Genomic DNA, 24,293 nt, shown 5'->3' on the forward strand with positions numbered 1-24,293 from the left:
GCCCCGGCTCGGCCCGTCCGCGAGTGCGTCGTGATCGCTGCGTAGGGTGGTCTCCGGCGTTGCGGGTCGTCACCCGAACGCCGCAACGGTCCCGGCGAAACCCCAGCGAAAGGGTTCCACGACGATGTCGATCCAGGTCGGCGACAAGGCCCCCGACTTCGAGCTCAAGGACAACCACGGCGCCACCGTGAAGCTGTCCGACTTCCGCGGCAGCAAGAACGTCGTCCTGCTCTTCTACCCCTTCGCCTTCACCGGCGTGTGCACCGGTGAGCTGTGCGAGGTGCGCGACAACCTGCCGAGGTTCGCCGCCCGCGACACCCAGGTGCTCGCCGTCTCCAACGACTCCATCCACACCCTGCGCGTCTTCGCCGAGCAGGAGGGCCTGGAGTACCCGCTGCTGAGCGACTTCTGGCCGCACGGCGAGGTCAGCCGGGCCTACGGCGTCTTCGCCGAGGACAAGGGCTGCGCGGTGCGCGGCACCTTCGTCATCGACAAGGAGGGGGTCGTGCGCTGGACCGTGGTCAACGCGCTGCCGGACGCGCGTGACCTCGAGGCGTACGTCTCGGCACTCGACGCCCTCTGATCCCGGGCGAGCCGCGCCGATCCCGACACCCTGTGATTCTTCGGTTCCAGGGCCTGCGGGGGCCGGGAACCCGTCACTAGGATCGACTCGTTGATCCGATATCCAACGCACGACGGGGCTCCCCGCCCCAGGACACCAATGGAGGACTCGTGGGAGTCAGCCTCAGCAAGGGCGGCAACGTATCGCTGACCAAGGAGGCCCCGGGCCTGACCGCGGTCATCGTCGGTCTGGGGTGGGACGTGCGCACCACGACCGGCACCGACTTCGACCTGGACGCGAGCGCGCTGCTGCTGAACAACTCCGGCAAGGTCACCAGCGACGCCAACTTCGTGTTCTTCAACAACCTCAAGAGCCCCGACGGCTCCGTGGAGCACACCGGTGACAACCTCACCGGCGAGGGCGAGGGCGACGACGAGCAGATCAAGGTCAACCTGGCGGGCGTCCCGGCCGACGTCGAGAAGATCATCTTCCCGGTGTCGATCTACGACGCCGAGAACCGCCAGCAGTCCTTCGGTCAGGTGCGCAACGCGTTCATCCGCGTGGTGAACCAGGCCGGCGGCGCCGAGATCGCCCGCTACGACCTCAGCGAGGACGCCTCGACGGAGACCGCGATGGTCTTCGGCGAGCTCTACCGGCACGGCGCGGAGTGGAAGTTCCGCGCCATCGGCCAGGGTTACGCGTCGGGCCTGCGCGGCATCGCGCAGGACTTCGGCGTCAACGTCTGAGCCGACCCGCTCACCGTCCGGCGCCGCACCGTTTACGGGCGGCGCCGGACGCGCAGGACAACCGAAGAAGCAAGACCTAGGGGAGGACCAGGATCATGGGCGTCACGCTCGCCAAGGGAGGAAACGTCTCCCTGTCCAAGGTCGCGCCGAACCTCACTCAGGTGATGGTCGGCCTCGGCTGGGACGCGCGCTCCACCACCGGAGCCCCCTTCGACCTCGACGCCAGCGCGCTGCTGTGCGGCGCCGGCAACCGGGTTCTCGGGGACGAGTGGTTCGTCTTCTACAACCAGCTCAAGAGCCCCGACGGCTCCGTGGAGCACACCGGTGACAACCTCACCGGCGAGGGTGACGGCGACGACGAGTCGCTCCTGGTCGACCTCTCCAAGGTGCCGGCCCACTGCGACAAGATCGTCTTCCCCGTCTCCATCCACATGGCCGACGAGCGCGGCCAGACCTTCGGCCAGGTCAGCAACGCCTTCATCCGCGTCGTCAACCAGGCCGACGGCCAGGAACTCGCCCGGTACGACCTGAGCGAGGACGCGTCCACCGAGACCGCGATGATCTTCGGCGAACTCTATCGCTACCAGGGCGAATGGAAGTTCAGGGCCGTGGGGCAGGGGTACGCGTCAGGGCTGCGGGGCATCGCCCTAGACTTCGGAGTCAACGTTTCGTAAAGCCGAGTACGGCGCGGGGGAGACCCGTACATACAGGATTGGGTAGCCAGTGGTTCTGAAAACCTTCGGCTGGTCGTTCGCGGTCACCGCGCTCGGCCTCGTCGCGGCGGTCTTCTACGGGGGGTGGACCGCTTTCGGTGTTGTGGCGATCCTCTCCATCCTGGAAATCTCGCTGTCCTTCGACAACGCAGTGGTCAACGCCGGAATCCTGAAGAAGATGAATGCCTTCTGGCAGAAGATCTTCCTCACGATCGGCATCCTCATCGCCGTCTTCGGCATGCGACTGGTCTTCCCCGTCGTCATCGTCGCGGTCAGCGCCTCCATGGGCCCGATCGAGGCCGTCGATCTCGCCCTCACCGACAAGGACCGCTACCAGCAGCTGGTGACGGACGCCCACCCGTCGATCGCCGCGTTCGGTGGCATGTTCCTGCTGATGATCTTCCTCGACTTCATCTTCGAGGACCGGGACATCAAGTGGCTGGGGTGGCTGGAGCGGCCGCTGGCCAAGCTCGGCAAGATCGACATGCTGTCCGTGTGCATCGCGTTGATCGTCCTGATGATCTCCGCGATGACCTTCGCCACCCACGCCCACCAGCACGGCGGCGCGCACGCCGACAAGGCGGAGACGGTCCTGATCTCCGGCGTGGCGGGTCTGATCACCTACATGATCGTGGGCGGCCTCTCTGGCTTCTTCGAGGACAAGCTCGAAGAGGAGGAGGAGCGCGAGCACGAGGCCGAGGAGAAGGCCGAGCGCGAGGGCAAGCCCAAGTCGGCGGTCGTCCTGGCCGGCAAGGCCGCGTTCTTCATGTTCCTCTACCTGGAGGTCCTGGACGCGTCCTTCTCCTTCGACGGCGTGATCGGCGCCTTCGCCATCACCAACGACATCGTGCTCATGGCGCTCGGCCTCGGCATCGGCGCCATGTACGTCCGGTCGCTGACGGTCTACCTGGTCCGCCAGGGCACCCTCGACGACTACGTCTACCTGGAGCACGGCGCGCACTACGCGATCGGCGCCCTCGCCATGATCCTGCTCGTCACCATCCAGTACGAGATCAGCGAGATCATCACCGGCCTGATCGGTGTCTTCCTGATCGGCTGGTCCTTCTGGTCCTCCGTGCGCCGCAACCGCGCGCTGGCGGCGGCCGAGGGAAAGGCGGGCTCGGACGACGAGAAGACTGAGGTCTCCTCCGGGGTGTGACCACCTTCCCGGTGAGGAACGCTCTGTGCGGGGCGGCCGTCGAGGACGTGTCCTCGGCGGCCGCCCCGCCGGTCTTTGTCAGTGCAACTGGGGGCGGGAATGGGCTTCTTCGACGGACTCTGGCCCGGCCGGGCCGCCGACTTCGACTCGGGCAACGCGGCGACCAACGCGATCGAACTGACCAAACGGCACAGCCAGGTGTCGCTCACCAAGCAGGACGCCGCCACCGGGCACCTGCGCATCAACCTGACCTGGCGGATGCGCACCTCCGACATCGGCGGCTCCCAGCGGGAGAGTCTGCTGCGCCACCCCTTCAAGGCGCTGCGCCCGCCGGAGGTGATGGGGCACAGCCAGAGCATGGTCAACGTCGACCTCGACCTCGGGTGCCTCTACGAGCTCGCGGACGGCACCAAGGGGGTCGTACAGCCGCTGGGCGGACTCCTCGGGGACGTCAACGCGCCGCCGTACGTGAAGCTCAGCGGCGACGACCGGTTCGGGTCGGCGTCCGGGGAGACGATCTACGTCAACCTCGACCACCGGGACGCCATCAAGAGGCTGCTGGTGTTCGTCTACATCTACGACCAGACGCCGGCGTTCGACCGTACGCACGCGATCGTCACGCTGTACCCGAGCAACGGGCCGCGGATCGAGATAGGCCTCGACGAGCGGCACCCGCAGGCCCGCTCGTGCGCGGTGGTGATGATCGAGAACGTGAAGGGGGAGATGATGGTGCGCCGTGAGGTGAGGTTCGTGTACGGATTCCAGGCGGAGCTGGACCGGTTGTACGGGTGGGGGCTGCAGTGGGGGCGCGGTTACAAGACGAAGGTGGAGAAGTAGCGCCGCGCCCCTGCCGCGATCCGGCCTAGCGGCCGATGAACTGCGGCCCCTGCGGCGGCATGCGGAACTCCTGGGCGGGTGCCGCCGCCGTCGGCTGGGCCGCGTCCGGGTAGCCGTAGCCGTAGGTCGGCAGGTTCGCCGGGTAGCCGTAGGAGGCGGGGGGCTGCTGGGGGACGGCCGTGGTGGGCTGTTCCGGGGGGAGGGGCTGGGAGAGGCTCGGCGTCGGCTCCGGGTGGTGGGCCGCCGCCTCCTCCGCCTCGTCCACCGAGATGCCGAAGTCGGTCGCCAGGCCCTTGAGGCCGTTGGAGTAGCCCTCGCCGAGGGCGCGGAACTTCCAGGTGTCCCCGCGGCGGTACAACTCCCCGCAGATCAACGCCGTCTCCTCGCCCGTCTCCGGACGGATGTCGAAGGTGGCAAGGGGCTTCCCGTCGGCGACCGTCGCGTCGTACAGCAGGATGCTGAGGGCGCGTACGCGGTCGAAGGTGACGCCGTCCGCCGAAGCGACCAGGAGAATCTGGCTGACGTCGGACTCGACACCGGCCAGATCTGTCTGGATCGTATCGGTGAGGCCCTCGGCGCCCCGCTTCTTGCCGAGCCGCCAGACCTTCCCGGAGGGGTGCCGGGGCTGGTTGTAGAAGACGAAGTCCTCGTCGGAGCGCACCCGCCCGTCGGGGCCGAGGAGCAGTGCGGAAGCGTCGACGTCCGGGACCCCCTGCCCGGGTGTCCAGCGCAGCACGGCGCGCACCGTGGTGGCTTTCAGCGGGACGTTCGACCCCTTCAGCATCGCGTGCGTCATGCGGCCATCCTGCCCTCTCGGTTCTGCTCACGACAACGCGGGGTACACGAGGGAACGCGGCAGCCGGCACAGGTGTGTTGGTCCGCGTTACCTGAAGTTCATGACCGGTGGGAACCCCGGACACGGGTCTCTACGTACTATTACCGGCCACCTCTTGCCGAATCCACAGCCTTACCTTTGCACCACGGGGGAGATATATGCGTCACTTCGGGCACCTCGCCCCGCAGGTGCGGGAGCGCCTCTTCCACCGGGAGCCGTGTGTGTTCGACGCCGACTCCCCGGCCCGGCTGCTCTCGGCCGCCCTGGGCGCCACGCTCTACAGCCCGGCCACCCGGCCGCAGCTGGCCGAGGACGTCCTCAAGCAGGCCCGGCGGGGCGTGGTGTCGATGGTGCTGTGCCTGGAGGACTCCATCGGTGACGAGGACGTCGCGCAGGGTGAGGAGAACCTCGTCCGCCAACTCGCCGACCTCGCCGGACGTCCGGACGCGCAGCCGCCGCTGCTCTTCGTCCGGGTCCGCACGCCCGAGCAGATCCCCGACCTGGTCCAGCGGCTCGGACCGGCCGTGCGGCTGCTGAGCGGATTCGTGTTCCCCAAGTTCACCGAGGAGCGCGGCATCCCGTTCCTGGAGGCGCTGACGGGCGCCGAGGTGGCGAGCGGGCGGCGGCTGTTCGGCATGCCCGTGCTGGAGACGCCCGAGCTGATGTACCGGGAGTCGCGCGTGGACGCCCTGGAGGGCATCGCCCGCGCGGTCGAGAAGTACCGCAGCAGGGTCCTCGCGCTGCGCCTCGGCGTGACCGACTTCTGCTCCTCGTACGGCCTGCGCCGGGCCCCCGACATGACCGCCTACGACGTGCAGATCGTCGCCTCCGTGATCGCGGACGTCGTGAACATGCTGGGGCGGGCCGACGGCACCGGGTTCACCGTGACCGGGCCGGTGTGGGAGTACTTCCGGGTCCCGGAGCGCATGTTCAAGCCGATGCTGCGGCACAGCCCCTTCCTGGAGGGACAGGCCGTGGAACTGCGTGAGAAGCTGATCGAGCACGCGATGGACGGGCTGTTGCGCGAGATCTCCCTCGACCACGCCAACGGCCTGCTCGGCAAGACCTGCATCCACCCCTCGCACGTACCGGCGGTGCACGCACTGTCCGTCGTCAGTCACGAGGAGTACAGCGACGCGGCGGACATCCTGCGGCCGGAGCGCGGCGGCGGGGGAGTGCTGAGGTCGGCGTACACGAACAAGATGAACGAGGTGAAGCCGCACCGCGCATGGGCCGAGCGGACCATGCTGCGCGCGGAGGTCTTCGGCGTCGCGCACGAGGACGTCAGCTTCGTCGACCTGCTCGCCGCGGGCATACCCGGCTGAACCGTTTCACCACATAGGGACGCATGAACAACGCAGTGAACAACGGGGTCTGGTCCGGGAGCTGGGTGGCCGAGCGGCTCGGGGTCCGGCTCACGGGCGACGACGGGCTGACGGACCTGCTGGGGCTGGCGCTGCGCCGCAACCCCAAGCGGGCGCACCTGCTCGTCTCCAACGTGCTGGGCAAACACGTCCCGCAGTCGCCGTCCGTGGTGTACGGCCACGGTTTCGCCCTGGGCCGCCGGGTGCGCGACCTGCTGGGCGAGGAGGCCGGTGAGGCCGTCGTCCTCGGGTACGCGGAGACCGCGACCGGCCTCGGCCACTCCGTCGCCGACGGCGTCGGCTCGGCCCCCTACGTGCACTCCACCCGGCGCCCGGTGCCCGGTGTCGCCCGGGCCGGAGGCTTCGAGGAGTCCCACTCCCACGCCACGTCCCACCTGCTGCTGCCGGAGGACCCGGCGCTGCTGGCCGGCGACGGGCCGCTCGTCCTGGTCGACGACGAGTTCTCCACCGGCAACACCGTCCTCAACACCATCCGCGACCTCCACGAGCGCTACCCGCGGCGCCGGTACGTCGTGGTCGCCCTGGTGGACATGCGCTCGGCCGCCGACGCGGGCCGCCTGGAGGAGTTCGCCCGCGAGATCGGCGCCCGGGTCGACCTGGTGGCGGCCGCCTCGGGCACGGTGACCCTCCCGGAGGGCGTCCTAGAGAAGGGCCGGCAACTGGTCGCCCGCCACGAGTCGACCGCGTCCGGCGCCGGAGCCTTCCCGGCTTCCGGTGAGGCGCCGTCCGATGGGCGCGGTGGGGCTCTCCCGGCCCCCGGCGGCGCGGCCGCACCGGGGACCACCGGGGTCTCCCCGGCCTCCGGTGTGCACGAGCGTGCGCACGAGGCGGTCTCCCCGGCTCCCGGCGGTGCCGCTGCGCGGGGGAGCGACGGGGCTTCCTCCGCCTCCGTCGGGACGGCGCCCGCCGGACCCGCCGAGAACACCCCCGCCTCGGATGAGGCCGCTGCCGTGAGGGCGGCCGGCGGCGGGGCGCGGGACGGCGTGCCCGGAGCGCAGGCGGCGGCGCCGGGCGCCCGCACCGCCGGGCCGGCCACCCGTGTCGATCTGCGCTGGCCCCGCGGGCTGCCCGACGGCGGGCGGCACGGGTTCACGCCCCGGCACCGGGCGCGGCTGGAGGGCGCGTTGCCCGCCATGGCCGCCCGGCTCGCCGAGGCGATACCCGCGGGCGCCCGCCGGGTGCTCGTGCTCGGCTTCGAGGAGCTGATGTACGCGCCGCTGCGGCTGGCGCGTGAGCTGGAGCAGGTCACGGCGGCGGAGGTGCGGTACTCCACCACCACCCGCTCGCCCGTCCTCGCGGTGGACGACCCGGGCTACGCCATCCGCAGCCGCATCGTGTTCCCCGCGCACGACGACCCCGCCGACGGCCCCGGCGAGCGTTACGCCTACAACGTCGCCGGTGGCGGCTTCGACGCCGTGGTCGCCGTCGTCGACTCCGTCGCCGACACCCCCGCCCTGCACGCGCCCGACGGCCTCCTGTCCCGACTCGCCGCGCACACCCGGCACGTCCTCCTCGCCGTCGTCCCCTCGTACGTCCCCGAGTCGCCGCACGTACCCGAAAGGCCCGCCATGCTGCCCGAGCCACTCCGTGGTCCCGCCTTCTCCTCGTACGCGCCGGAGGAGGTCGGCTGGCTGCTCCAGGACCTCTCCGACGTGACGCTGGAGGCGCCGACCGAGGAGCGGGAGGAGGCCATCCAGAGCGGCGGCGCGCACTACGCGGAGTCGCTGCCGGTGGAGTACCAGCCCAGCGACCAGTACCAGGAGCTCTTCCACGCGGCCCTGGACACCTCCGCGGCGCGGATCGCGCAGGCGGTCGGCGTGGTGACCGAGACCGTCGTCGCCGAGCGCTCACCGCGCCCGGTCCTCGTCTCCCTCGCCCGCGCCGGCACCCCCGTCGGCATCCTGATGCGCCGCTGGGCCCGGCACCGGCACGGCCTGGACCTGCCGCACTACGCCGTCTCCATCGTGCGCGGCCGCGGTATCGACGCCAACGCGCTGCGCTGGCTGGCCGAGCACCACGACCCGCGGGACGTCGTCTTCGTCGACGGCTGGACCGGCAAGGGCGCGATCACCCGGGAACTGGCCGCGGCGATCGAGGAGTTCGAGGCCGCGGGCGGCGTGGCCGGCTTCGACCCGGAGATCGCGGTGCTGGCCGACCCGGGCTCCTGCGTGCGCACGTACGGCACCCGGGAGGACTTCCTCATCCCCTCCGCCTGCCTCAACTCCACGGTCTCCGGCCTGATATCGCGTACGGTGCTGCGCGCCGACCTGGTCGGCCCGGACGACTTCCACGGCGCGAAGTTCTACCGCGAACTCGCCGGCGCGGACGTCTCCGTCGCCTTCCTGGACGCCGTCTCCGCCCGCTTCCCGGAGGTCGCGGACGCGGTGGACGGCGCCGTGAAGGAGCTGCTCGCGGGTGACCGCACGCCGACCTGGGAAGGCTGGGCGGCGGTGGAGCGCATCAGCGAGGAGTACGGCGTCAACGACGTGAACCTGGTCAAGCCGGGTGTCGGCGAGACCACGCGGGTGCTGCTGCGCCGGGTGCCCTGGAAGATCCTGGCGCGGGCCGGGGCGGGCGCCGACCTGGACCACGTCCGGCTGCTCGCCGGGCAGAGAGGGGTGCCCGTGGAGGAGGTCGCGGAGCTGCCGTACACCTGTGTCGGGCTGATCCATCCGCAGTACACGCGGGGTGCGACGGGCGCCGACGGCAAGGCGGTGGCGGTCTGATGCCGGTGATGGTGGCGAGCGACCTCGACCGGACGCTCATCTACTCGGCTGCAGCCCTCGCGCTGACCATGCCGGACGCGCGGGCGCCGAGGCTGCTGTGCGTGGAGGTGCACGAGAGCCGCCCGCTGTCGTACATGACGGAGACGGCGGCGCAGCTGCTCACCGACCTCGGGGACGCGGCGGTGTTCGTGCCGACGACCACCCGGACGCGCAAGCAGTACCTGCGGATCAATCTGCCGGGTCCGGCGCCGACGTACGCCATCACCGCGAACGGCGGGCACCTGCTGGTCGACGGCGTGTCCGACCCGGACTGGCACGCGGCCGTGACCGCGCGGCTGGCCGACGAGTGCGCCCCGCTCGCCGAGGTGCAGGCCCACTTGGCGGCCTTCGCCGACCCGCTCTGGCTGCGCAAGCAGCGCATCGCCGAGGACCTGTTCGCCTACCTCGTCGTGGAGCGGGAGCTGCTGCCCGAGGAGTGGGTGAAGGAACTGGCGGTCTGGGCGGAGAACCGCGGCTGGACCGTGTCCCTGCAGGGCCGCAAGATCTACGCCGTACCGAAGCCGCTGACCAAGAGCGCGGCCGTACGGGAGGTGGCCCGCCGCACGGGCGCCGAGCTGACGCTCGCGGCGGGCGACTCCCTCCTCGACGCCGACCTGCTGCTGGCCGCGGACCGCGGCTGGCGGCCCGGGCACGGCGAGCTGGCCGACGCCGCCTGGACGGCGCCGCGGATCACGGCCCTGCCCGAGCGGGGCGTCCTGGCGGGGGAGCGGATCCTGCGTGAGTTCCTGAAGGGTGTCCGCGAGGGGTAGCGTCGGGGGCCGGCGGGCCGTGCGGCGTCAGCCGCAGCAGCCCCCGCCGCAGCAGCCGCCTCCGCCACCCCCGCCGCCCGCCTTGGGGGCGGGGGCGGAAACCGTGCCCCCTACAGCTACTGTTGACAGAAGCTTGACCGTGTCGCCGTGGCCGGCGGGGCAGTCGGCGGGGGCGGAGGACTCCGCCATGGGACGGCTCAGTTCGAACGTGTCGCCGCAGGTCCGGCAGCGGTACTCATAGCGAGGCATGCCGACAGATTAATCCGCATATGAGGGTGCGTGGGGACCACGGTTTCGATGGTGTTGGCATCTGTCGATTTCCTATGTGGAGAACTTGCGAAGGGCGCTGGTAATTTGAGAGCGCCGCGATGAACCGCGAGGTCGGGGGATTCAGGGTTTGCAGCCGCCTCAACGGCAACCATGTCAGACCCTCGTACGTCTGTACGTCTGCCTACGCGAGCAATACCGAGTGCGGAGGGAGACATCGTGACCCAGGCGGGGCAGGGGGAGGAGCCCCAGGAGCCGGACGCCACCATGCAGTTGAAGGTTCCCGCTTCTTTCAAGGCGGACGAGACCATGCAACTGCGGGTGCCAGCAGAGGGGATACCGGGCAGTCAGGAAACACCGGAGATACCGGAGAACCGACGCAAGGGGCGCAAAGCGCCGCGCCCTTCCGTGCTCGCCCGTATGTCCGCCGCCGTCGGTCCTCGCCTCGCGCCACTGGTCGCACGTGTCACGCCGTACGTCCGCCGGATGCGGCCGCAGTACCCGCGGCCGGGACGCACCGGCTGGCGCCGCTGGATGCCGTCCTGGCGGCAGTGGCTCGGGGGCGTGCTGGCGTCCATAGGCCTGAGCAGCCTGTTCCTGGCCGTCGCCTACGCGGCCACGGACATCCCGGAAAACCTCAATACGTACGCCACACAACAGGACAACGTGTACTTCTGGGCCGACGGCACGCCCATGGCCCGCACCGGCTGGGTGCAGCGCCAGGCGATGCCGCTGGAGGACATACCCGAGGACGTCCGCTGGGCGGTGCTGGCCGCCGAGAACGAGAGCTTCTACAGCGACCCCGGCATCTCCTTCAAGGGCATCAGCCGCGCCGTGTTCCGCACCTTCGGCCAGGGCGACACCCAGGGCGGCTCCACCATCACCCAGCAGTACGTCAAGAACGTCTACCTCAACCAGGACCAGACGGTCCGCCGCAAGTTCACCGAGGCGATGATCGCCCTCAAGCTCGACAACCAGATGAGCAAGGACGAGATCCTCGAGGGCTACCTCAACACCAGCTGGTTCGGCCGCGGCACCTACGGCATCCAGCGCGCCGCCCAGGCCTACTACGGCAAGGACGTCAGCGAGCTCAACGCCAGCGAGGCCGCTTTCCTCGCCGCCCTGCTCAAGGGCGCCGGCCTGTACGACCCGACGCTCAACAGCGCCAACCGCGCCCGCGCCCTGGAGCGCTGGTCCTGGACCCTCGACCGGATGGTCGACATCGGCAAGCTGTCGAAGGCGGAGCGGGCCACGTACAGGAAGTTCCCGGAGCCGCTGAAGAGCAACCCGCTGTACGACACCGGTGAGCAGAGCGACTACCTGGTCGAACTCGCCGCGCAGTACGCCAAGAAGGCCGCGAAGATCTCCGACAAGGACTTCGACCTCGGCGGCTACCAGATCTACACGACCTTCGACAAGAAGCGGGAGGACCAGCTCACCGAGGCCGTCACCAAGGCCCGCGAGAAGGCGCTGAAGGACGACCCGAAGCGCGCGAAGACCGCGCACTACGGCGCCGCCTCGGTGGCCGCCGACGGGCGTGTCCTCGCCGTCTACGGCGGCCCCGACCACCGCACGCAGGGCTACAACGAGTCCAACGCCACCACCGTCCCGGCCGGCTCGGCGTTCCTGCCGTTCGTGTACGCGGCCGGCCTGGAGCACGGCGTCCACAAGAGTCGCGACGGGGAGGCGACCCCGGTCACCGGGGAGTCCCTCTACAACGGCGACGACGACGTGCCGGTGACCACCCCGGAAGGCCCCTACTGGGACCGCAGCGGCAAGAAGGTCGCCGCCAGCAACGACGGGGACAAGTCCTACGGCCAGATCTCGCTGCACCGGGCGCTGGAGCTGTCCGTGAACACGCCGTTCATGCAACTCGGCATGGACACCGGGCTGGACAAGGTGCGCGCCACCGCCGAGGCGTCCGGACTGCTGTCCTCCAGCATCGGCGCCCAGGTGCCCGCGCTGTCCATGGGCAGCTCGACGCCCAGCGCCATCCGCATGGCCAGCGGCTACTCCACCTTCGCCGCGGCCGGCAAGCACACCGAGCCGTACTCGGTGCGGCGGATCACCCACAACGGCACCAAGGTCGCCCTGGACCTCCCCAGACCGCGCCGGGCGGTCGGCGCCGACGTGGCCGAGGAGGTCACCTCCGCGCTCACCGACTCCTTCCGCACCGCCCACCCGGACGCCGCTCCCGCCACCGCCGAGGTGGCCGGGAAGTACGGGACGACGCAGAACGACACCGCCGCCTGGTACGTCGGCACGCACAGATCCGTCTCCACGGCGGTCGTCGTCTACCGCATCGATCTGGGCAAGAGCCTCGAACCACTGCCGCTCGAGGGTGTCGCCGGCACCGCCGACGACAGCGTCCCCTACGGCATCTGGTCCGGTGCCATGAGCCCGCTCGGCTGACCACCGACCGGGCCCGCAGTCCCCAACCGCTTGGAGAATGAGCCGCACATGAAGTCACCGTCGGGCCGCCGCCGCAAGGCCCGGGCACCGCGCCGTACCGCCGCCTTCCACCCGGGGTTCCTCACCGTGGCGGCGTTCCTCGTCGTCGCCTCCCTGACGGCGGGCTACCTGGTGCTGAACCGTACGGACAACACCGCGCCGACCGCGTCCTCGGGGGACGGGAAGAAGACGTCGGCGACGGCCACCAAGGAGCCGGAGTGGGACGGCAAGACCAAGGTCCTGGGGGACGGCTCCACCTCGTACACCGGCCCGCAGAAAGGCGGGCTGAAGCCCGAACCGCTCAAGCCGGGTGAGAAGCCGCCCCAGTTCGTCGTCTTCTCCTGGGACGGAGCGCTCGCGGGTGACGACGAGCTCTTCCAGCACTACCGCGAGATGGCCAAGAGGTACGACGCCCACATGACGTTCTTCCTCACCGGCATCTACCTGCTGCCCAAGAGCAAGAAGGACCTCTACGCACCGCCGCAGCACCCCAGGGGCTCGGCGGCAATCAGCTTCCCCACGGACGACCACATCCGCACCACGATCGAGCAGCTCGGCAAGGCGTGGGAGGAGGGGCACGAGATCGGCACCCACTTCAACGGCCACTTCTGCGGCGAGAAGGGCGGCGACGACTGGAGCGTCGCGGAGTGGAAGAGCGAGATCGACCAGTTCTTCGCCTTTGCGGAGAAGTGGAAGACCAACACCGGGTACACCGACATGGACCCGCTGCCGTTCGACTTCAAGAAGGAGGTCGCCGGCGGCCGCGCCCCCTGCCTGGAGGGCCAGGCGAACCTGCTGAAGGCCGCCAAGAGCTACGGGTGGCGCTACGACGCCAGCTCCAAGGGCGACTTCCAGATATGGCCGACGAAGAAGAACGGCATCTGGGACTTCCCGCTGCAGATGCTCCCGTACGAGGGCGGCAAGTACCAGGGCCTGTCCATGGACTTCAACTTCCTCTACAACCAGTCCGAGGGCCAGACCGACGGCGACCCGGCGATGTACCCGCAGTGGCAGCAGGAGACCGTCGACACCTACATGGCCGGCTTCAACCGCGTGTACTTCGGCAGCCGGGCCCCGCTGTTCATCGGCAACCACTTCGAGCAGTGGAACGGCGGCATCTACATGAACGCCGTCGACCAGGTCATCGAGAACGTGTGCACCAAGAAGGACGTCAAGTGCGTCTCCTTCAAGGAACTGGCCGACTGGATGGACGTGCAGAAGCCGGAGACGCTGGAGCGGCTGCGCACCCTGGACCCGGCACAGTCGCCGGACTGGTCGACCGTCGTGCAGTGACGCCGGGCGGAGGGCCGCGCCATGACGTTCCCATAACGTCGTCCGATCACCGGCGCATCCCCCTTCACAACCGCCACACAGGGCGTGCGAAGATGCGCTACCCCGGCATCCCTCACGCCGGGGCAAGAGGGGAAACATCAGTGAAGTCAAGGAAATTGAGCCGTACGCGTCGCCGCGCCGCCATACTCGGCGCGGCCGCCACCTCGGTCGTCGCCGGAGTGGCCCTGCTGCCCAACTGGAGCGCCGGCGCCGCGATCGTCGACGACCCCACGGTGGACGCCAGGACGAAGGCCACCTTCCAGCGGCTCGCGGACGCGGTCTTCACCGACCGCACGGAGGCCCTGGTCGACGGCAAGCAGGGCGACCGCGAGAAGCCGCTGACCGACGGCTTCTCCGGCGACGTCCGGCTGTCCTCGGGCACGGCCCGCACCGAGGACGCCGCGCTGTCCACGCTGGACCAGCGCAAGGACAAGCTCGCGAAGCTCGGCGAGAAGTACAGCAAGGGCAGCACCACCGTCACCCTGGACGCCACCAGCGTGAAGGGCCGCAAGGCCAAGGTCGCGGTCACCGAGACCACGACCCTCACCTACGCCAAGGTCCGCGGCGACGAGCCGAAGACCACCGGGTTCCAGGCCCACCACGAGCTGACCTTCACCGCCGACCGGCACGGCAACTGGCAGCTCACCGGCATCCGCGACACCGACGAGGGCCTCGCGGTCAACCAGACGGCCAAGCCGTCCGTCGCGCCCATGGTCGCGACGACCACCAGCACCACGCCCGCGGCGCCGAAGGCGTCGACCTCGTACCCCGGCCCGGCCAACGCGAAGAACTTCACGGCCAGCGGCCTGGACTACAAGGCGATGGCCGCCTACGCGAAGCAGTACTGGTCCAACTACAACCCGGCCTACCCGAACTTCAACGGGCAGGGCGCGGGCGGCGACTGCACCAACTTCGTCAGCCAGGCCCTCAAGGCGGGCGGCTGGAAGCACGTCCCCGGTTACGTGTACGACTACACCAGGTGGTTCGGCAACGCCGACATCCAGTCGCACTCGTTCGTCGGCGTCAACGAGTGGTCCTGGTTCGCCCAGAACTCCAAGCGGACGACCAGCCTCGCCAACGTCTACCAGATGGACGTCGGCGACGTGCTCCAGGTGGACTTCGACAAGGACGGCTCGAAGGACCACACCATGATCGTCACCTCCCGCAGCCGGGGCGTGCCGTACCTGACGTACCACTCCACCAACACCTACAGCAGGTCGGTGGCGAGCATCATCGCGTCGTACCCCAACGCGAACTACTACGCCTACCGCACCTGATCAGGACGGGAAGTTCCTGCGCAGTTCCTGGTGCCGGTCCCGCTCCTCCGCCAGGTCGGGGTGGCGGGCCCGCCAATAGGGATTGTCGTGCGGCAGGGCCGATCCGACCCTGCCGTACATCCCGAAGACCATCAGCAGGATGCCGATCACGAAGCTGAGCATGCAGTTCTGGATCTCGAACGCGAGGAAGTTGTACTCCGTCTCCAGCAGGCCCATGTTCAGGAACCCGCTCATGATGAACAGGACGCCGAGGGTCATGTTCAGCGTGGACGCGAAGTTCCCGCCGATCACCATGCCCACGAACAGCAGCAGCCCGACCGCGACCGACAGCCAGCTCAGCGCGCCGTTGGTGTTCAGACCCCAGACGGTGTCGCCGCCCGTGTCGAAGAAGCCGATCCTGTCGAGGATCCCGAAGATGCCGAAGACCAGCAGCCCGAGGCCCATGAGGCCGGCGCCGATCCGGTAGACCGTGTTCAGGCGGTGGTCGACGGGAAGGTGATCGTCCAACCGCATCCGCCGCCGCGGCTTCGAGTGCGCTGCATGGGCCGCCATCTCGCCTCCCGGTCGGTGTGACGTACCGGCGGAGGCCGCCCGTACCCCGACGTCCGGCCCTCCGTCTCTTCAATATCCGCCCGCCGCGGCCCGTCGGCAACGGCAGGAGCGGCCGGCGGCGACGGCGGCCGGCCGGCCGGCGAGGGGACCGGCTCAGTGGCCGGCTGCCGCGCCGCGCTCCTCGCGGATGCGGGCGACCACCCCGGCCACCGTGTGCCGTACGGCCTCCGTCTCGGTCAGGAAGTGCCAGTAGTCGGGATGGCGGCCGTCCAGGGTGGCGATCGCCCGCTCCAGACGGGCCACCGAGTCGTCGAGCGGGCGGGCGTGCCGCGGGTCGGGGGTGTTGCGGCCCGCCATGGCCAGCCGCTGGGCGTCACGGATCGCGAACCGGGTCCGCTCGATCTCCCGGCGCGGGTCCTTCTGCACGGCGTTCAGCCGGGTCAGACGGTCACCGGCGGCCGAGACGGCCTCGTCGGTGGAGTTCAGCAGCGCCCGCGCCGTCGACAGCAGCGCGGTGGCGTCCGGCCAGCGCTGCGCGGCCCGCGCGGCCTGCGCCTCGGCCAGCTTCGCCTCGGCCTGCCGTACGTGCTCCACCGCCTGCTCGGGAACGCGCTGGAGATCCTGCCAGCAGGCCACCGTGAACCGCCGGCGCAGCTCGCTCAGCACCGGCTCGACCTGCCCCGCACGGGTCGTGAGCGCCTGCGCGCGGGTGCGCAGCGACACCAGGCGGTGGTCGATCTCCGCGGCCCGCTCCGGCAGCCGCTCGGCCTCCACCCGGACCGCCTCGGCCTCCCGCGCGACCCGCTCGGCCCGCTCCAGCGTCTGCGGCACGCCGTGCTGCCCGGCGCCCTGGTTCAACCTGGTCAGCTCGGGCGCCAGCGCCGCCAGCCGGGCCGCGAGGTCGTCGGCCTTCAGCCCGGTGGCCCGTACGGCGTCCAGCGCGTTGGACGCGGCCAGCAGCGCCTGCCGGGCCCGCTCCACGGCGGGCGCCAGCCGGGCCAACTGGGTCTCGGCCTTCCCGAGCAGCGGCCCCAGCCCGTCCGCGAACCGGTCCAGCTCCCGCTTCACGCGCTCCAGTTCGTCCTTGGCGCGGGTCAGCTCGGTGCGGGCCCGCGTGGCGGCCGCGGCCTCCAGGTCGTCCCGGTCGAGGTCGTGGGCGTCGACCGCCTGGATGTACTGGTGACTCACCTCGTCGATGCGCCGGCCGACGGCCTCGAAGTCGGCGACCGCGCGCCGGGCGGCCGGGGAGTCGTCGACCGCCGTGATCGTCTCGATCGAGATCCGCAGGTCCCGCTGGGCGGTGTCCAGCTCGTAGAACGCCGCCGCCGCGGCGTCCTTCGCCGCCTGCGCCTCGGCCCGCTGGCTCTCCCCCCGGCCGCCGAACCAGCGTCGTGTACCACCGCCCGCGAAGGCGGCGGGCAGCGCGAGGACGGCGACGAGCGGGAGGGCGACGAGTGTGAGGGTGTCCCCGAGCACGCGCAGGCGTGCGCGCGGCACCGACGGCGAGTACGGCTGCGCTGGTGTCGCCGTCACATCCCTCTCCCGTGCTGTGATCCGCCCTGCCCCGTGTCATTCTCCCACCGGTCAAGGACGAACACACGGGCCGGTCAGTTCACGTTCCTGACGGTGACTTCGCCGTCCTGCGTCCGCGCGGACACCACGTGCGCGCTGGAGTCGTCCCGGGGCACGGACACGTCCACCGCGCCGTCCTCGGTCCGTGCCGTCACGCGGTAGGTCGCCCGGGGCAGCTCCACCGTCACCGAACCGTCGTCGGAGACCGCCTCCACCCGGTCCGGTACGGCGCCCAGGTCGAGCCGGACCGAGCCGTCCTGGGTCCGCGCGCTGACCCGGCGCGAGTCGACCTCGGCCCGCACCGAACCGTCGTCGCTCCGCAGGTCCAGCGGCCCGCTGGAGTCCGTGACCCGCACCGAGCCGTCGGCCGTGCGGATGCTCAGGGCGTCCCGGAACCCGCGTGCGCGGACACTGCCGTCGTCTTCCTCGACCTCGACGGAGACGCCCCGGGGCACCTCGATGCGGTGCTTGGCCGCGCAGTCGGCGACCACGCCGGAGCAGCTCACGCGCAGTACCAGCCGGTCGTCCGTCATCGACCAGGACACCTCCGGGTCCTTGCCGAGGGCGACCGACCGGTCGAACCACCGCGTGACCTCGACCCTGCCCTTCTCGTGCGTTTCCGAGGCGACGATCTCCAGCGCCGAGTCGTCGGAGTCCACGGTGAGGGTGTCTCCCCGCAGGGCGAAGGACCGGTGGTCGGGGTGCTCGTCGTCGCCCGCGGTGGCGCAGGCGCCGGCGGTCACGGCGAGCGCGAGGACGACACCGGTGACGAGGACCGTGCGGGCGGTGCGGGCGGTGCGCGTCGTACGGGCCGGGCGTGCCGGGACGGTGGTACGGGTCATGGTGGTCTCCCCCTGGACGGACCGCGGGTCCGCGTCGACGCCTCTTCGGTGACGCCTACGACGGTAGGGAGCCGCCGTCCGCCGGGCGATCCGGTGCGCTCCCGGATCCGGGGTGGGGATAACCCCCGAGGGGACGACCCGATACGGGTTTGCGGGGCAGTGCCCCCGGCAATGTAGGCTGTCGACTCGTCCTGGGTGCGTAGCTCAGGGGTAGAGCGCCTGCCTTACAAGCAGGATGTCGGCGGTTCGAAACCGTCCGCGCCCACCAGGAGAAGACGAGAGGGCCCCCGGAGAGTTCCGGGGGCCCTCTCGCGTGTCCCGTACGGACACTCCCTAGCATGGGGCGGGTGAACGGGCCGGGACGGCGGATGCTGGGCGTGCTGGGGCTCCTCGTGGGGCTCCTGGGCATGCACGGCCTCGCGCCCGGGGGAACGGTCCACGAGCACGCCTCCTCGCACCTCACGGCCGCTGCCGTGACCGTCGCGCACGACGGCTGCGGCGACGGGGGTCACTGCGGCGGCGGGCACCTGCGGCACGCCGACGCGACCTGCGCCTCGGGCGCGGTGAGCGGAACGCCCGAGCTGCCCGCGCTCGTCCCCGACCCGTCCTCCCCGCTTGTACCGGACCGGGCCGCGTGCGCGGACGCCGCCACGGACCAGGACGGCGCCCGGGCCCCGCCCTCCCTGGCCGAACTCCAGCTCCTGCGGATCTAGACACACCGCACCGCACCGCGTCGTCGACCGGCGCGGCGCGTCGACGTGTCCCGATCCCTCTCTCAGCACAGGAGTTCACGTATGACCCTCACCCGTACCCTGCCCCGCCGTGCCGCCCTCACGGTGGCGACGGCGACCGCCGCGCTGGTTCTGGCCGCGTGCGGCGGCGGCCACGAGGGGCACGGTTCCTCGTCCTCCGCCTCTTCGTCGTCCCCGGGTTCCGCGCGTACGCACAACGACCAGGACGTCGTCTTCGCGCAGGGCATGATCCCGCACCACCGGCAGGCACTGGAGATGGCGGCGCTCGCCGCCGACCGGGCCTCGTCCGCGCAGGTCGTGGATCTCGCGGCACGGATCGAGAAGGCGCAGGACCCGGAGATCCGGACCCTGACCGGCTGGCTGGAGGCCTGGGGCGAGGCCGTGCCCGAGGCGGGCGCGACGGATCACTCCTCCCACTCCGGCATGGCCGGGATGATGGACGAGGCGGACATGGAGAAGCTGGAGAAGGCCTCCGGCAAGGCCTTCGACACGGCGTTCCTGGCCATGATGGTCGAGCACCACGAGGGCGCCGTCGCCATGGCCAGGACCGAGCAGGACAAGGGGCGTCACGGGCCCGCCAAGGAGATGGCCGGCGACATCGTCACCGGGCAGCAGGCCGAGATCGAGGAGATGAACGAGCTTCTCGGCAAGCAGGGCGGAGAGGGCTAGCCCTCCTCGCCGGGTGGGGTCTCGTGCGCGTGCTTGAGCCGCATACGGGCCTCCACCCGGTCCGCGGCCGCGACCTCCGCCCAGAAGCGGTGACCGCTCACGAACACCGCGAGTTCGTGCTCCCGCTGCCGGAGCTTCTCCACCTCGGCCTGTTCGTCGGCCGTCCAGCCGGGGGAGGCGGGACGCTCCACCTTGCGCCAGCCGCCGTCGTCACTGAAGCCGTCCAGCGGCTCGACCGACCAGGGAAGCCGCTTCAGCAGGGCCGACAGCTCGGCCCGGACCTGATGCAGCTCCTCCTGACCGGCGCGCAGGTCGCTGGGAAAGTCATAGGTCGTAGCCACGCGGCAATGCTACGCCTGTTCGAATTTGGGTGGCGAGTTCCTGCGGGTGGTTCGTGTGTTCGATGGTCGTCGTGATCGAAGAATGGAGCGGTGCGCGCCCCGGAGGCCGTGACATCGTGGTGCCATGACCATCGACGTGCGGCCGGCCTCGGTCTTCGCGGACGTCCGTGCTGTGCTCGGCCCGAAGTCGCCCGCGGCCGACGTCTGCTGGTGCCTGAGCTACCGGATCCCGTCCAAGCTCAACAAGGAGCTCCGTGGACCGACCCGTGGCGAGTACGTCGCCGAGCTGTGCCGCACGGGGACCCCGCCGGGGGTGCTCGCCTACGACGGCGACGAGCCGGTCGGCTGGGCCGCGGTGGCACCGCGCGCGGACACCTCCTTCGCACGCAGCCGCAGGATCCCGCACGTCGACGACCTGCCGGTCTGGTCGCTGTGGTGCGTCCGCGTACGGCCGGGACACCGCAAGAAGGGCATCTCGCACGCCCTCATCGCCGGCGCGGTCGACTTCGCCCGCGCGCACGGCGCGCCGGTGATCGAGGCGTACCCCCTCGACAACGGCGACGCCAGGGTCGACCTGACGATGGCGTACGCCGGGATCCGCAGGAACTTCGAACGCGCCGGGTTCGTTCACGCCGCCGACACCACCTCCGTGCTGGCCGGCCATCCCCGGATCCTGATGCGGCTCGACCTGCGCTGACGGATCGGATGTCAGACCCCTGTCCTACGGTGGCGGCATGGACCTCACGGGTGTGGAGCAGGTGCGGCTGGTGCCGTGGGCGGAGGGCGACTTCTGGTTGCTGCGGCGGACCAACAGCCCGGAGATGACCGAGCACCTCGGGGGGCCGGAGAGCGAGGAGAAGCTCGCCGACCGGCACCGGCGGTATCTCGAGGTGTCGGCCGGGTGCATGTACCGGGTCACCCTGGCGGACGGCGGCGAGACCGTCGGGTCGATCGGGTACTGGGAGCGCGAATGGCGGGGCGCCACGGTGTGGGAGACCGGCTGGTGCGTCCTTCCCGAGTTCCAGGGCCGGGGGCTCGCCGCGCAGGCCGCCCGCGCCCTCGTCGAGGTCGTACGGCGCGCCGGCGGTCACCCGACCCTGCACGCGTTCCCCGGTGTGGGCCACGCGGCGTCCAACGCGGTGTGCCGCAAGGCAGGGTTCACCCTGCTCGGACAGGCCGACTTCGAGTACCCGAAGGGGAACTGGATCAGGTCCAACGACTGGTGTGTCGACGTGGCCCAGGCGGACAGGCCTTAGTGGCCCGCGAGTCGCAACTCCTCCACCAGGCGGGCGGTCACCGGCACCGGTACCCCGTGCCGCTCGGCCGCCCGCAGCAGCGCTCCTCCGATCGCGTCGAGTTCGAGGGGGCGGCCCGCCTCGGCGTCGCGCTGCATGGAGGATCTGGTGGCGGGCGGGAAGGCGTCGTACCGGGCGAGTGCCTGGGCCGCGTCGGCGGGGGCGCCGCAGGCCCGGCTGACGGCCGCCGTCTCCTCCACCAGGGCGGTCAGTTCGTCACGGTGGCGGGTGCGGACCTCGCCCAGGGGGAGGGCGTACCGGGTGGTGAGGAGGGCGAAGGGGGCGAGGAAGGACATCTTGGCCCAGAGTGCGGCCGTCTCGTCCGGCAGGACGCGGGTGGCCGGGCCGGCCTCGGAGAAGGCCCGCGCAAGGGCGTTCAGACGGGGGCGGGCGGCCTGGTCGCCGGTGAGGTCGATCTCCGTGAAGGGGCTGTCGTGTCGGATCACGCCCGGGGCGACCCGGGTGGATTCGACACGGATGACGGCGGGGGCGACGCGGTCCGGGCGGTGGTGGGCGCGGAGTGCCGCCGGGTGCTCGACGCCGTTCAGGAACGGCACGAGGAGGGCGTCGCCGAGGGCCGGGGCGGGGAGGCGGGTGAGGGCCGCGTCCAGGCTGGTGTGCTTGACGGCGATCAGCACCGCGTCGACGGGCGAGCGGAGTTCGGTGTCGGCGTCCACGGGGGCCGTGAACTCGCCGAACTGCTTGCTGCGGACGCGGATGCCGTGGGTGCGCAGGTGTGCGGCCGTCTCGTCGCCGGCCAGGCAGGTCACGTGGTGGCCGGCTCGGGACAGGAGGGCGGCGAGCAGGCCGCCGATCCCGCCGGGGCCGAGGACGGCGACGGTGCGTTCGTTCGCCATGGCGATGGTGATCCTCTCGTCGGTCGGCCCCGGTGTGGTGGCCGCCTCGGAGGTGATCATGGCAGGGGGTGGTGGGGAAGGAAAGGGCGCCCGGGGGAGGGGCGTGGCCACGGGGGCACAGGGCTTGGGGCACGGGCGGGGCAGGGGTGCTGGAGAGACGGGCGAAGGGGCGACGGAGAGGGCGGGGTGGGGGGAGACTGGGGGCATGTGCCGGAGTATCAAGACGCTTCGCCCGCCCGTGCTGGCCGAGGAGGCCACCGAGGAGGAGATCAGGGCCGCGGCCCTGCAGTACGTGCGGAAGGTGTCCGGCTTCCGGGCGCCTGCCGCGCACAACCGGGAGGTGTTCGACAAGGCGGTGGAGGCGATCGCGGGGGCCACGGCCGAGTTGCTGGGCGGGCTGGAGATACGGGGGTCTGCGGCGGGGCGGGGGTGAGGCCGTGGCCTGCGGCGCGCGGCGACGGTGTCGGCGGGCTGCACGGCGGAGGCGTGAGCGGGTGACGCCGGTGGCCGCTGTGCCTGGAGGTCCCTGCTGGGGGTGAGCCGGTGACGCCGGTGGCGGTGTGCCCGAGGTCGGTCCTGAGGTAAGCCGGTGAGGCCGGGTGCGAGGTCGGCTCTGAGGTTGGCAAGCCGGTGACGCCGGTTGCGGGCGTGCGTGCCCGGGGTCGGCGCCCGGGGGCGGGATGCGCAGCCCGGCGCCGGCGAGGTGCCGCCGCGCCCACCCCGTGCCGTTCTTGCCGTCCTGCCGTCCTAGGGGTATCTCCCAGGCCCTTGAGGCACGGGGAGAGCTACGACCTGCCCGCGGTGCGGCGGCGTGGCGGACCGGGGCTGCGGCCGCGGCCGTCCCGCTCACCGCGGCTCCCGGCGCGGGCGGCGTCCGCGGTCGACTGCTTGAGCGGGCGCGGTGTCGCCGGGCCCGTTCGTGCCGTGCGAGGCGGCACGACTGTCCGCCGGGCGGCGGCCCGAGCGGGCCGGGGGCCCGGGTCGGGGCCCGTGAGGGCTAGGCCGGCTGGCGGCGCATCAGGTAGGCCGCTGCCGCTCCCGCTCCGGAGAGGGCCACCACCGACACGCCCGTCGCGAGCCATGTCGCGCCCAGCCAGTGGGCGCCGAAGTACCCGAGGGCGACGCTGTAGCCGGCCCAGGAGAGGCCGGCCAGGGCGGACCAGGGGAGGAAGTCGCGGGGGCGGCGGTGTGCGGCGCCCGCGATGAGGGACACCACCGAGCGGCCGGCGGGGGCGAAACGGGCCAGGACGACCAGGGCGCCGCCACCCCGTGCCAGGGCTCCGCCGAGACGTTCCTGCGCGGTGGTGAGGCGCCGGGAGCGGGAGATCGCGCGGTCCAGGCGTTCGCCGCCCCGCCAGGCCAGGCGGTAGGCCGCCAGGTCACCCAGCACCGAGGCCGTCGCGGCGGAGAGGATCAGCACCAGGATGTCCGGAACCTCGTGGGCGACCAGCCCGGTCGCCGCTCCCGAGCCCGCGGCCGCCGCCGTGGCCGCCGCGATGACGAGCACTCCGCTCGGCAGCACCGGCAGGAACACGTCGAGCAGCACGGACAGCGCCACCAGCGCATAGATCCATGGAGCGCCGATGAACGCCCCCACACCTTCGAACACCGCGGACTCCCCGTGTCTCCCCCGTGCGGCCTGACCGTGCCGCGGTGTCGCGGGGGAGCGGCAGGTGCGGCCAATGACAGCCATACAGCGTACGCGTGGGGTGTGACACGGCTTTCACCGGGGGCTCGTGTGTTCGGCACAGCACGTTCACTCGGCCCACGGCCTCTCCCGTTCGCCGGAGCCCGACCGTCGTCGGCCGGGCTCCAACGAACAGGGGAGGGGAACGCGCCGGCCGGCGCCTCAGGCCGTGACCGTCGCCTTCCGGGCCGTCGGCTCCCGCTGCTCCGCCGTCCGTCGGGTGAACAGCCGGTCCAGGCCGAGCGCGCCCGAGCCGGTGAAGACCAGCAGCAGGAAGGCCCAGCAGAACATCGCGGAGGCCTCGCCGCCGTTCTCCATCGGCCACAGCGCCTCCGGCTGGTGGACCTTGAAGTACGCGTACGCCATGGAGCCCGAGGCGAGGAGCGCGGCGGCGCGGGTGCCGAGGCCGAGAAGGACCAGGCTGCCGCAGACGAGCTGGATCACGGCCGCGTACCAGCCCGGCCAGGTACCGGTGGCGACGGTGCCGCCGTTCGTGCCGGAGACTCCGCCGAGGACGCCGAAGAGCGAGGCGGCGCCGTGGCAGGCGAAGAGCAGGCCGACGACGATGCGGAACAGACCGACCGCATAGGGCTGTGCGGTGTCGAGACGAGCGGACATGTGGGGGGT

General features: G+C 71.3%; 25 protein-coding genes and 1 tRNA gene. 17 read left to right on the plus strand and 9 right to left on the minus strand.

The features are described from left to right. Window positions 1-124: 124 nt before the first annotated feature. The 5 genes from ACIHAR_RS04625 (at window position 125) to ACIHAR_RS04645 (ending at window position 4,017) form a co-directional block, all read left to right on the plus strand. Window positions 125-583, plus strand: coding sequence for a peroxiredoxin (locus ACIHAR_RS04625; protein WP_365454749.1), 459 nt, complete (start codon window positions 125-127; stop codon window positions 581-583). A gap of 149 nt (window positions 584-732) precedes the next feature. Then, window positions 733-1,308 (plus strand): TerD family protein, encoded by a 576-nt coding sequence (locus tag ACIHAR_RS04630; RefSeq protein ID WP_365454752.1) that lies wholly within the window; start codon window positions 733-735, stop codon window positions 1,306-1,308. 95 nt (window positions 1,309-1,403) lie between these two features. After that, window positions 1,404-1,982, plus strand: coding sequence for a TerD family protein (locus ACIHAR_RS04635; RefSeq protein ID WP_365454755.1), 579 nt, complete (start codon window positions 1,404-1,406; stop codon window positions 1,980-1,982). Between the two features lie 49 nt (window positions 1,983-2,031). Next, window positions 2,032-3,180, plus strand: a complete 1,149-nt coding sequence (locus ACIHAR_RS04640; protein WP_400016864.1) for a DUF475 domain-containing protein — start codon at window positions 2,032-2,034, stop codon at window positions 3,178-3,180. Between the two features lie 99 nt (window positions 3,181-3,279). After that, window positions 3,280-4,017: a Tellurium resistance gene (locus ACIHAR_RS04645; RefSeq protein WP_365454761.1), complete on the plus strand. Its 738-nt coding sequence runs from the start codon at window positions 3,280-3,282 to the stop codon at window positions 4,015-4,017. Window positions 4,018-4,042: 25 nt separating this feature from the next. Here the strand turns inward: ACIHAR_RS04645 and ACIHAR_RS04650 are convergent, their stop codons facing one another. After that, window positions 4,043-4,813, minus strand: coding sequence for a TerD family protein (locus tag ACIHAR_RS04650; protein WP_384655022.1), 771 nt, complete (start codon window positions 4,811-4,813; stop codon window positions 4,043-4,045). Between the two features lie 197 nt (window positions 4,814-5,010). Here ACIHAR_RS04650 and ACIHAR_RS04655 point away from each other — a divergent pair, with 197 nt between their 5' ends. From ACIHAR_RS04655 to ACIHAR_RS04665, 3 genes are read left to right on the plus strand one after another with little or no spacing between them, the layout of a single operon-like run. After that, window positions 5,011-6,177 (plus strand): HpcH/HpaI aldolase/citrate lyase family protein, encoded by a 1,167-nt coding sequence (locus ACIHAR_RS04655; protein ID WP_365454767.1) that lies wholly within the window; start codon window positions 5,011-5,013, stop codon window positions 6,175-6,177. A 23-nt stretch (window positions 6,178-6,200) separates the two neighbouring features. Then, window positions 6,201-8,963: a phosphoribosyltransferase gene (locus ACIHAR_RS04660; protein ID WP_400016869.1), complete on the plus strand. Its 2,763-nt coding sequence runs from the start codon at window positions 6,201-6,203 to the stop codon at window positions 8,961-8,963. Then, window positions 8,963-9,772 (plus strand): HAD family hydrolase, encoded by an 810-nt coding sequence (locus ACIHAR_RS04665; protein ID WP_365454773.1) that lies wholly within the window; start codon window positions 8,963-8,965, stop codon window positions 9,770-9,772. Before ACIHAR_RS04660 ends, ACIHAR_RS04665 begins: the two co-directional genes overlap by 1 nt. Before the next feature lie 27 nt (window positions 9,773-9,799). Here ACIHAR_RS04665 and ACIHAR_RS04670 read toward each other — a convergent pair whose 3' ends face one another. Continuing rightward, window positions 9,800-10,021: a zinc ribbon domain-containing protein gene (locus ACIHAR_RS04670; RefSeq protein ID WP_365454775.1), complete on the minus strand. Its 222-nt coding sequence runs from the start codon at window positions 10,019-10,021 to the stop codon at window positions 9,800-9,802. A gap of 285 nt (window positions 10,022-10,306) precedes the next feature. Between ACIHAR_RS04670 and ACIHAR_RS04675 the strand changes: the two genes are divergently transcribed. From ACIHAR_RS04675 to ACIHAR_RS04685, 3 genes are all read left to right on the plus strand, one after another. After that, window positions 10,307-12,451, plus strand: coding sequence for a transglycosylase domain-containing protein (locus ACIHAR_RS04675; RefSeq protein WP_400016964.1), 2,145 nt, complete (start codon window positions 10,307-10,309; stop codon window positions 12,449-12,451). 48 nt (window positions 12,452-12,499) lie between these two features. Next, window positions 12,500-13,783: a hypothetical protein gene (locus ACIHAR_RS04680; RefSeq protein WP_365454778.1), complete on the plus strand. Its 1,284-nt coding sequence runs from the start codon at window positions 12,500-12,502 to the stop codon at window positions 13,781-13,783. A gap of 140 nt (window positions 13,784-13,923) precedes the next feature. Continuing rightward, complete coding sequence (locus ACIHAR_RS04685) at window positions 13,924-15,099, plus strand: amidase domain-containing protein (protein ID WP_365454781.1); 1,176 nt, start codon at window positions 13,924-13,926, stop codon at window positions 15,097-15,099. Here the strand turns inward: ACIHAR_RS04685 and ACIHAR_RS04690 are convergent, their stop codons facing one another. From ACIHAR_RS04690 to ACIHAR_RS04700, 3 genes are all read right to left on the minus strand, one after another. Then, the gene (locus tag ACIHAR_RS04690) at window positions 15,100-15,651 is read right to left on the minus strand and encodes a DUF4383 domain-containing protein (RefSeq protein ID WP_365454784.1); all 552 of its coding nucleotides are present in this window, start codon (window positions 15,649-15,651) and stop codon (window positions 15,100-15,102) included. A gap of 153 nt (window positions 15,652-15,804) precedes the next feature. Further along, window positions 15,805-17,184 (minus strand): hypothetical protein, encoded by a 1,380-nt coding sequence (locus ACIHAR_RS04695; protein ID WP_400016873.1) that lies wholly within the window; start codon window positions 17,182-17,184, stop codon window positions 15,805-15,807. Between the two features lie 74 nt (window positions 17,185-17,258). Beyond that, entirely contained in the window at window positions 17,259-18,065 is an 807-nt protein-coding gene (locus ACIHAR_RS04700; protein WP_400016875.1) for a DUF4097 family beta strand repeat-containing protein, read from the minus strand. A gap of 193 nt (window positions 18,066-18,258) precedes the next feature. On the opposite strand from ACIHAR_RS04700, the gene ACIHAR_RS04705 reads away from it, so the two are divergent. From ACIHAR_RS04705 to ACIHAR_RS04715, 3 genes are all read left to right on the plus strand, one after another. Beyond that, window positions 18,259-18,333: transfer RNA gene (locus tag ACIHAR_RS04705), tRNA-Val, on the plus strand. 70 nt (window positions 18,334-18,403) lie between these two features. Further along, complete coding sequence (locus ACIHAR_RS04710) at window positions 18,404-18,778, plus strand: DUF6153 family protein (RefSeq protein WP_400016877.1); 375 nt, start codon at window positions 18,404-18,406, stop codon at window positions 18,776-18,778. A gap of 81 nt (window positions 18,779-18,859) precedes the next feature. Continuing rightward, window positions 18,860-19,486 carry a DUF305 domain-containing protein gene (locus tag ACIHAR_RS04715; RefSeq protein ID WP_400016879.1) on the plus strand — a complete coding sequence of 209 codons (627 nt, stop codon included), beginning with the start codon at window positions 18,860-18,862 and terminating at the stop codon, window positions 19,484-19,486. On the opposite strand, the gene ACIHAR_RS04720 is transcribed toward ACIHAR_RS04715, so the two are convergent. Then, window positions 19,483-19,827, minus strand: coding sequence for a hypothetical protein (locus ACIHAR_RS04720; RefSeq protein WP_365454799.1), 345 nt, complete (start codon window positions 19,825-19,827; stop codon window positions 19,483-19,485). The genes ACIHAR_RS04715 and ACIHAR_RS04720 overlap by 4 nt on opposite strands. Before the next feature lie 124 nt (window positions 19,828-19,951). On the opposite strand from ACIHAR_RS04720, the gene ACIHAR_RS04725 reads away from it, so the two are divergent. After that, on the plus strand, window positions 19,952-20,524 hold the full coding sequence (locus ACIHAR_RS04725; RefSeq protein ID WP_400016882.1) for a GNAT family N-acetyltransferase: 573 nt from the start codon (window positions 19,952-19,954) through the stop codon (window positions 20,522-20,524). 37 nt (window positions 20,525-20,561) lie between these two features. Continuing rightward, a complete protein-coding gene (locus tag ACIHAR_RS04730) occupies window positions 20,562-21,083 on the plus strand; it encodes a GNAT family N-acetyltransferase (RefSeq protein ID WP_365454804.1) in 522 nt (173 codons plus the stop codon). Here ACIHAR_RS04730 and ACIHAR_RS04735 read toward each other — a convergent pair. After that, window positions 21,080-21,979, minus strand: coding sequence for a ketopantoate reductase family protein (locus tag ACIHAR_RS04735; RefSeq protein WP_400016966.1), 900 nt, complete (start codon window positions 21,977-21,979; stop codon window positions 21,080-21,082). The two genes, ACIHAR_RS04730 and ACIHAR_RS04735, sit on opposite strands and share 4 nt — an antisense overlap. Window positions 21,980-22,184: 205 nt before the next feature. Here ACIHAR_RS04735 and ACIHAR_RS04740 point away from each other — a divergent pair, with 205 nt between their 5' ends. Further along, on the plus strand, window positions 22,185-22,412 hold the full coding sequence (locus tag ACIHAR_RS04740; RefSeq protein WP_400016885.1) for a DUF2277 domain-containing protein: 228 nt from the start codon (window positions 22,185-22,187) through the stop codon (window positions 22,410-22,412). A gap of 564 nt (window positions 22,413-22,976) precedes the next feature. Here ACIHAR_RS04740 and ACIHAR_RS04745 read toward each other — a convergent pair. Together ACIHAR_RS04745 and ACIHAR_RS04750 are read right to left on the minus strand one after the other, a co-directional pair. Beyond that, entirely contained in the window at window positions 22,977-23,588 is a 612-nt protein-coding gene (locus ACIHAR_RS04745) for a VTT domain-containing protein (RefSeq protein WP_365454810.1), read from the minus strand. A gap of 240 nt (window positions 23,589-23,828) precedes the next feature. After that, window positions 23,829-24,284, minus strand: a complete 456-nt coding sequence (locus tag ACIHAR_RS04750; protein ID WP_400016887.1) for a DoxX family protein — start codon at window positions 24,282-24,284, stop codon at window positions 23,829-23,831. Between the last annotated feature and the right edge of the window lie 9 nt (window positions 24,285-24,293).

Origin of the sequence: Streptomyces sp. NPDC052016, assembly GCF_044548445.1 — a bacterium.
Lineage (GTDB): Bacteria > Actinomycetota > Actinomycetes > Streptomycetales > Streptomycetaceae > Streptomyces.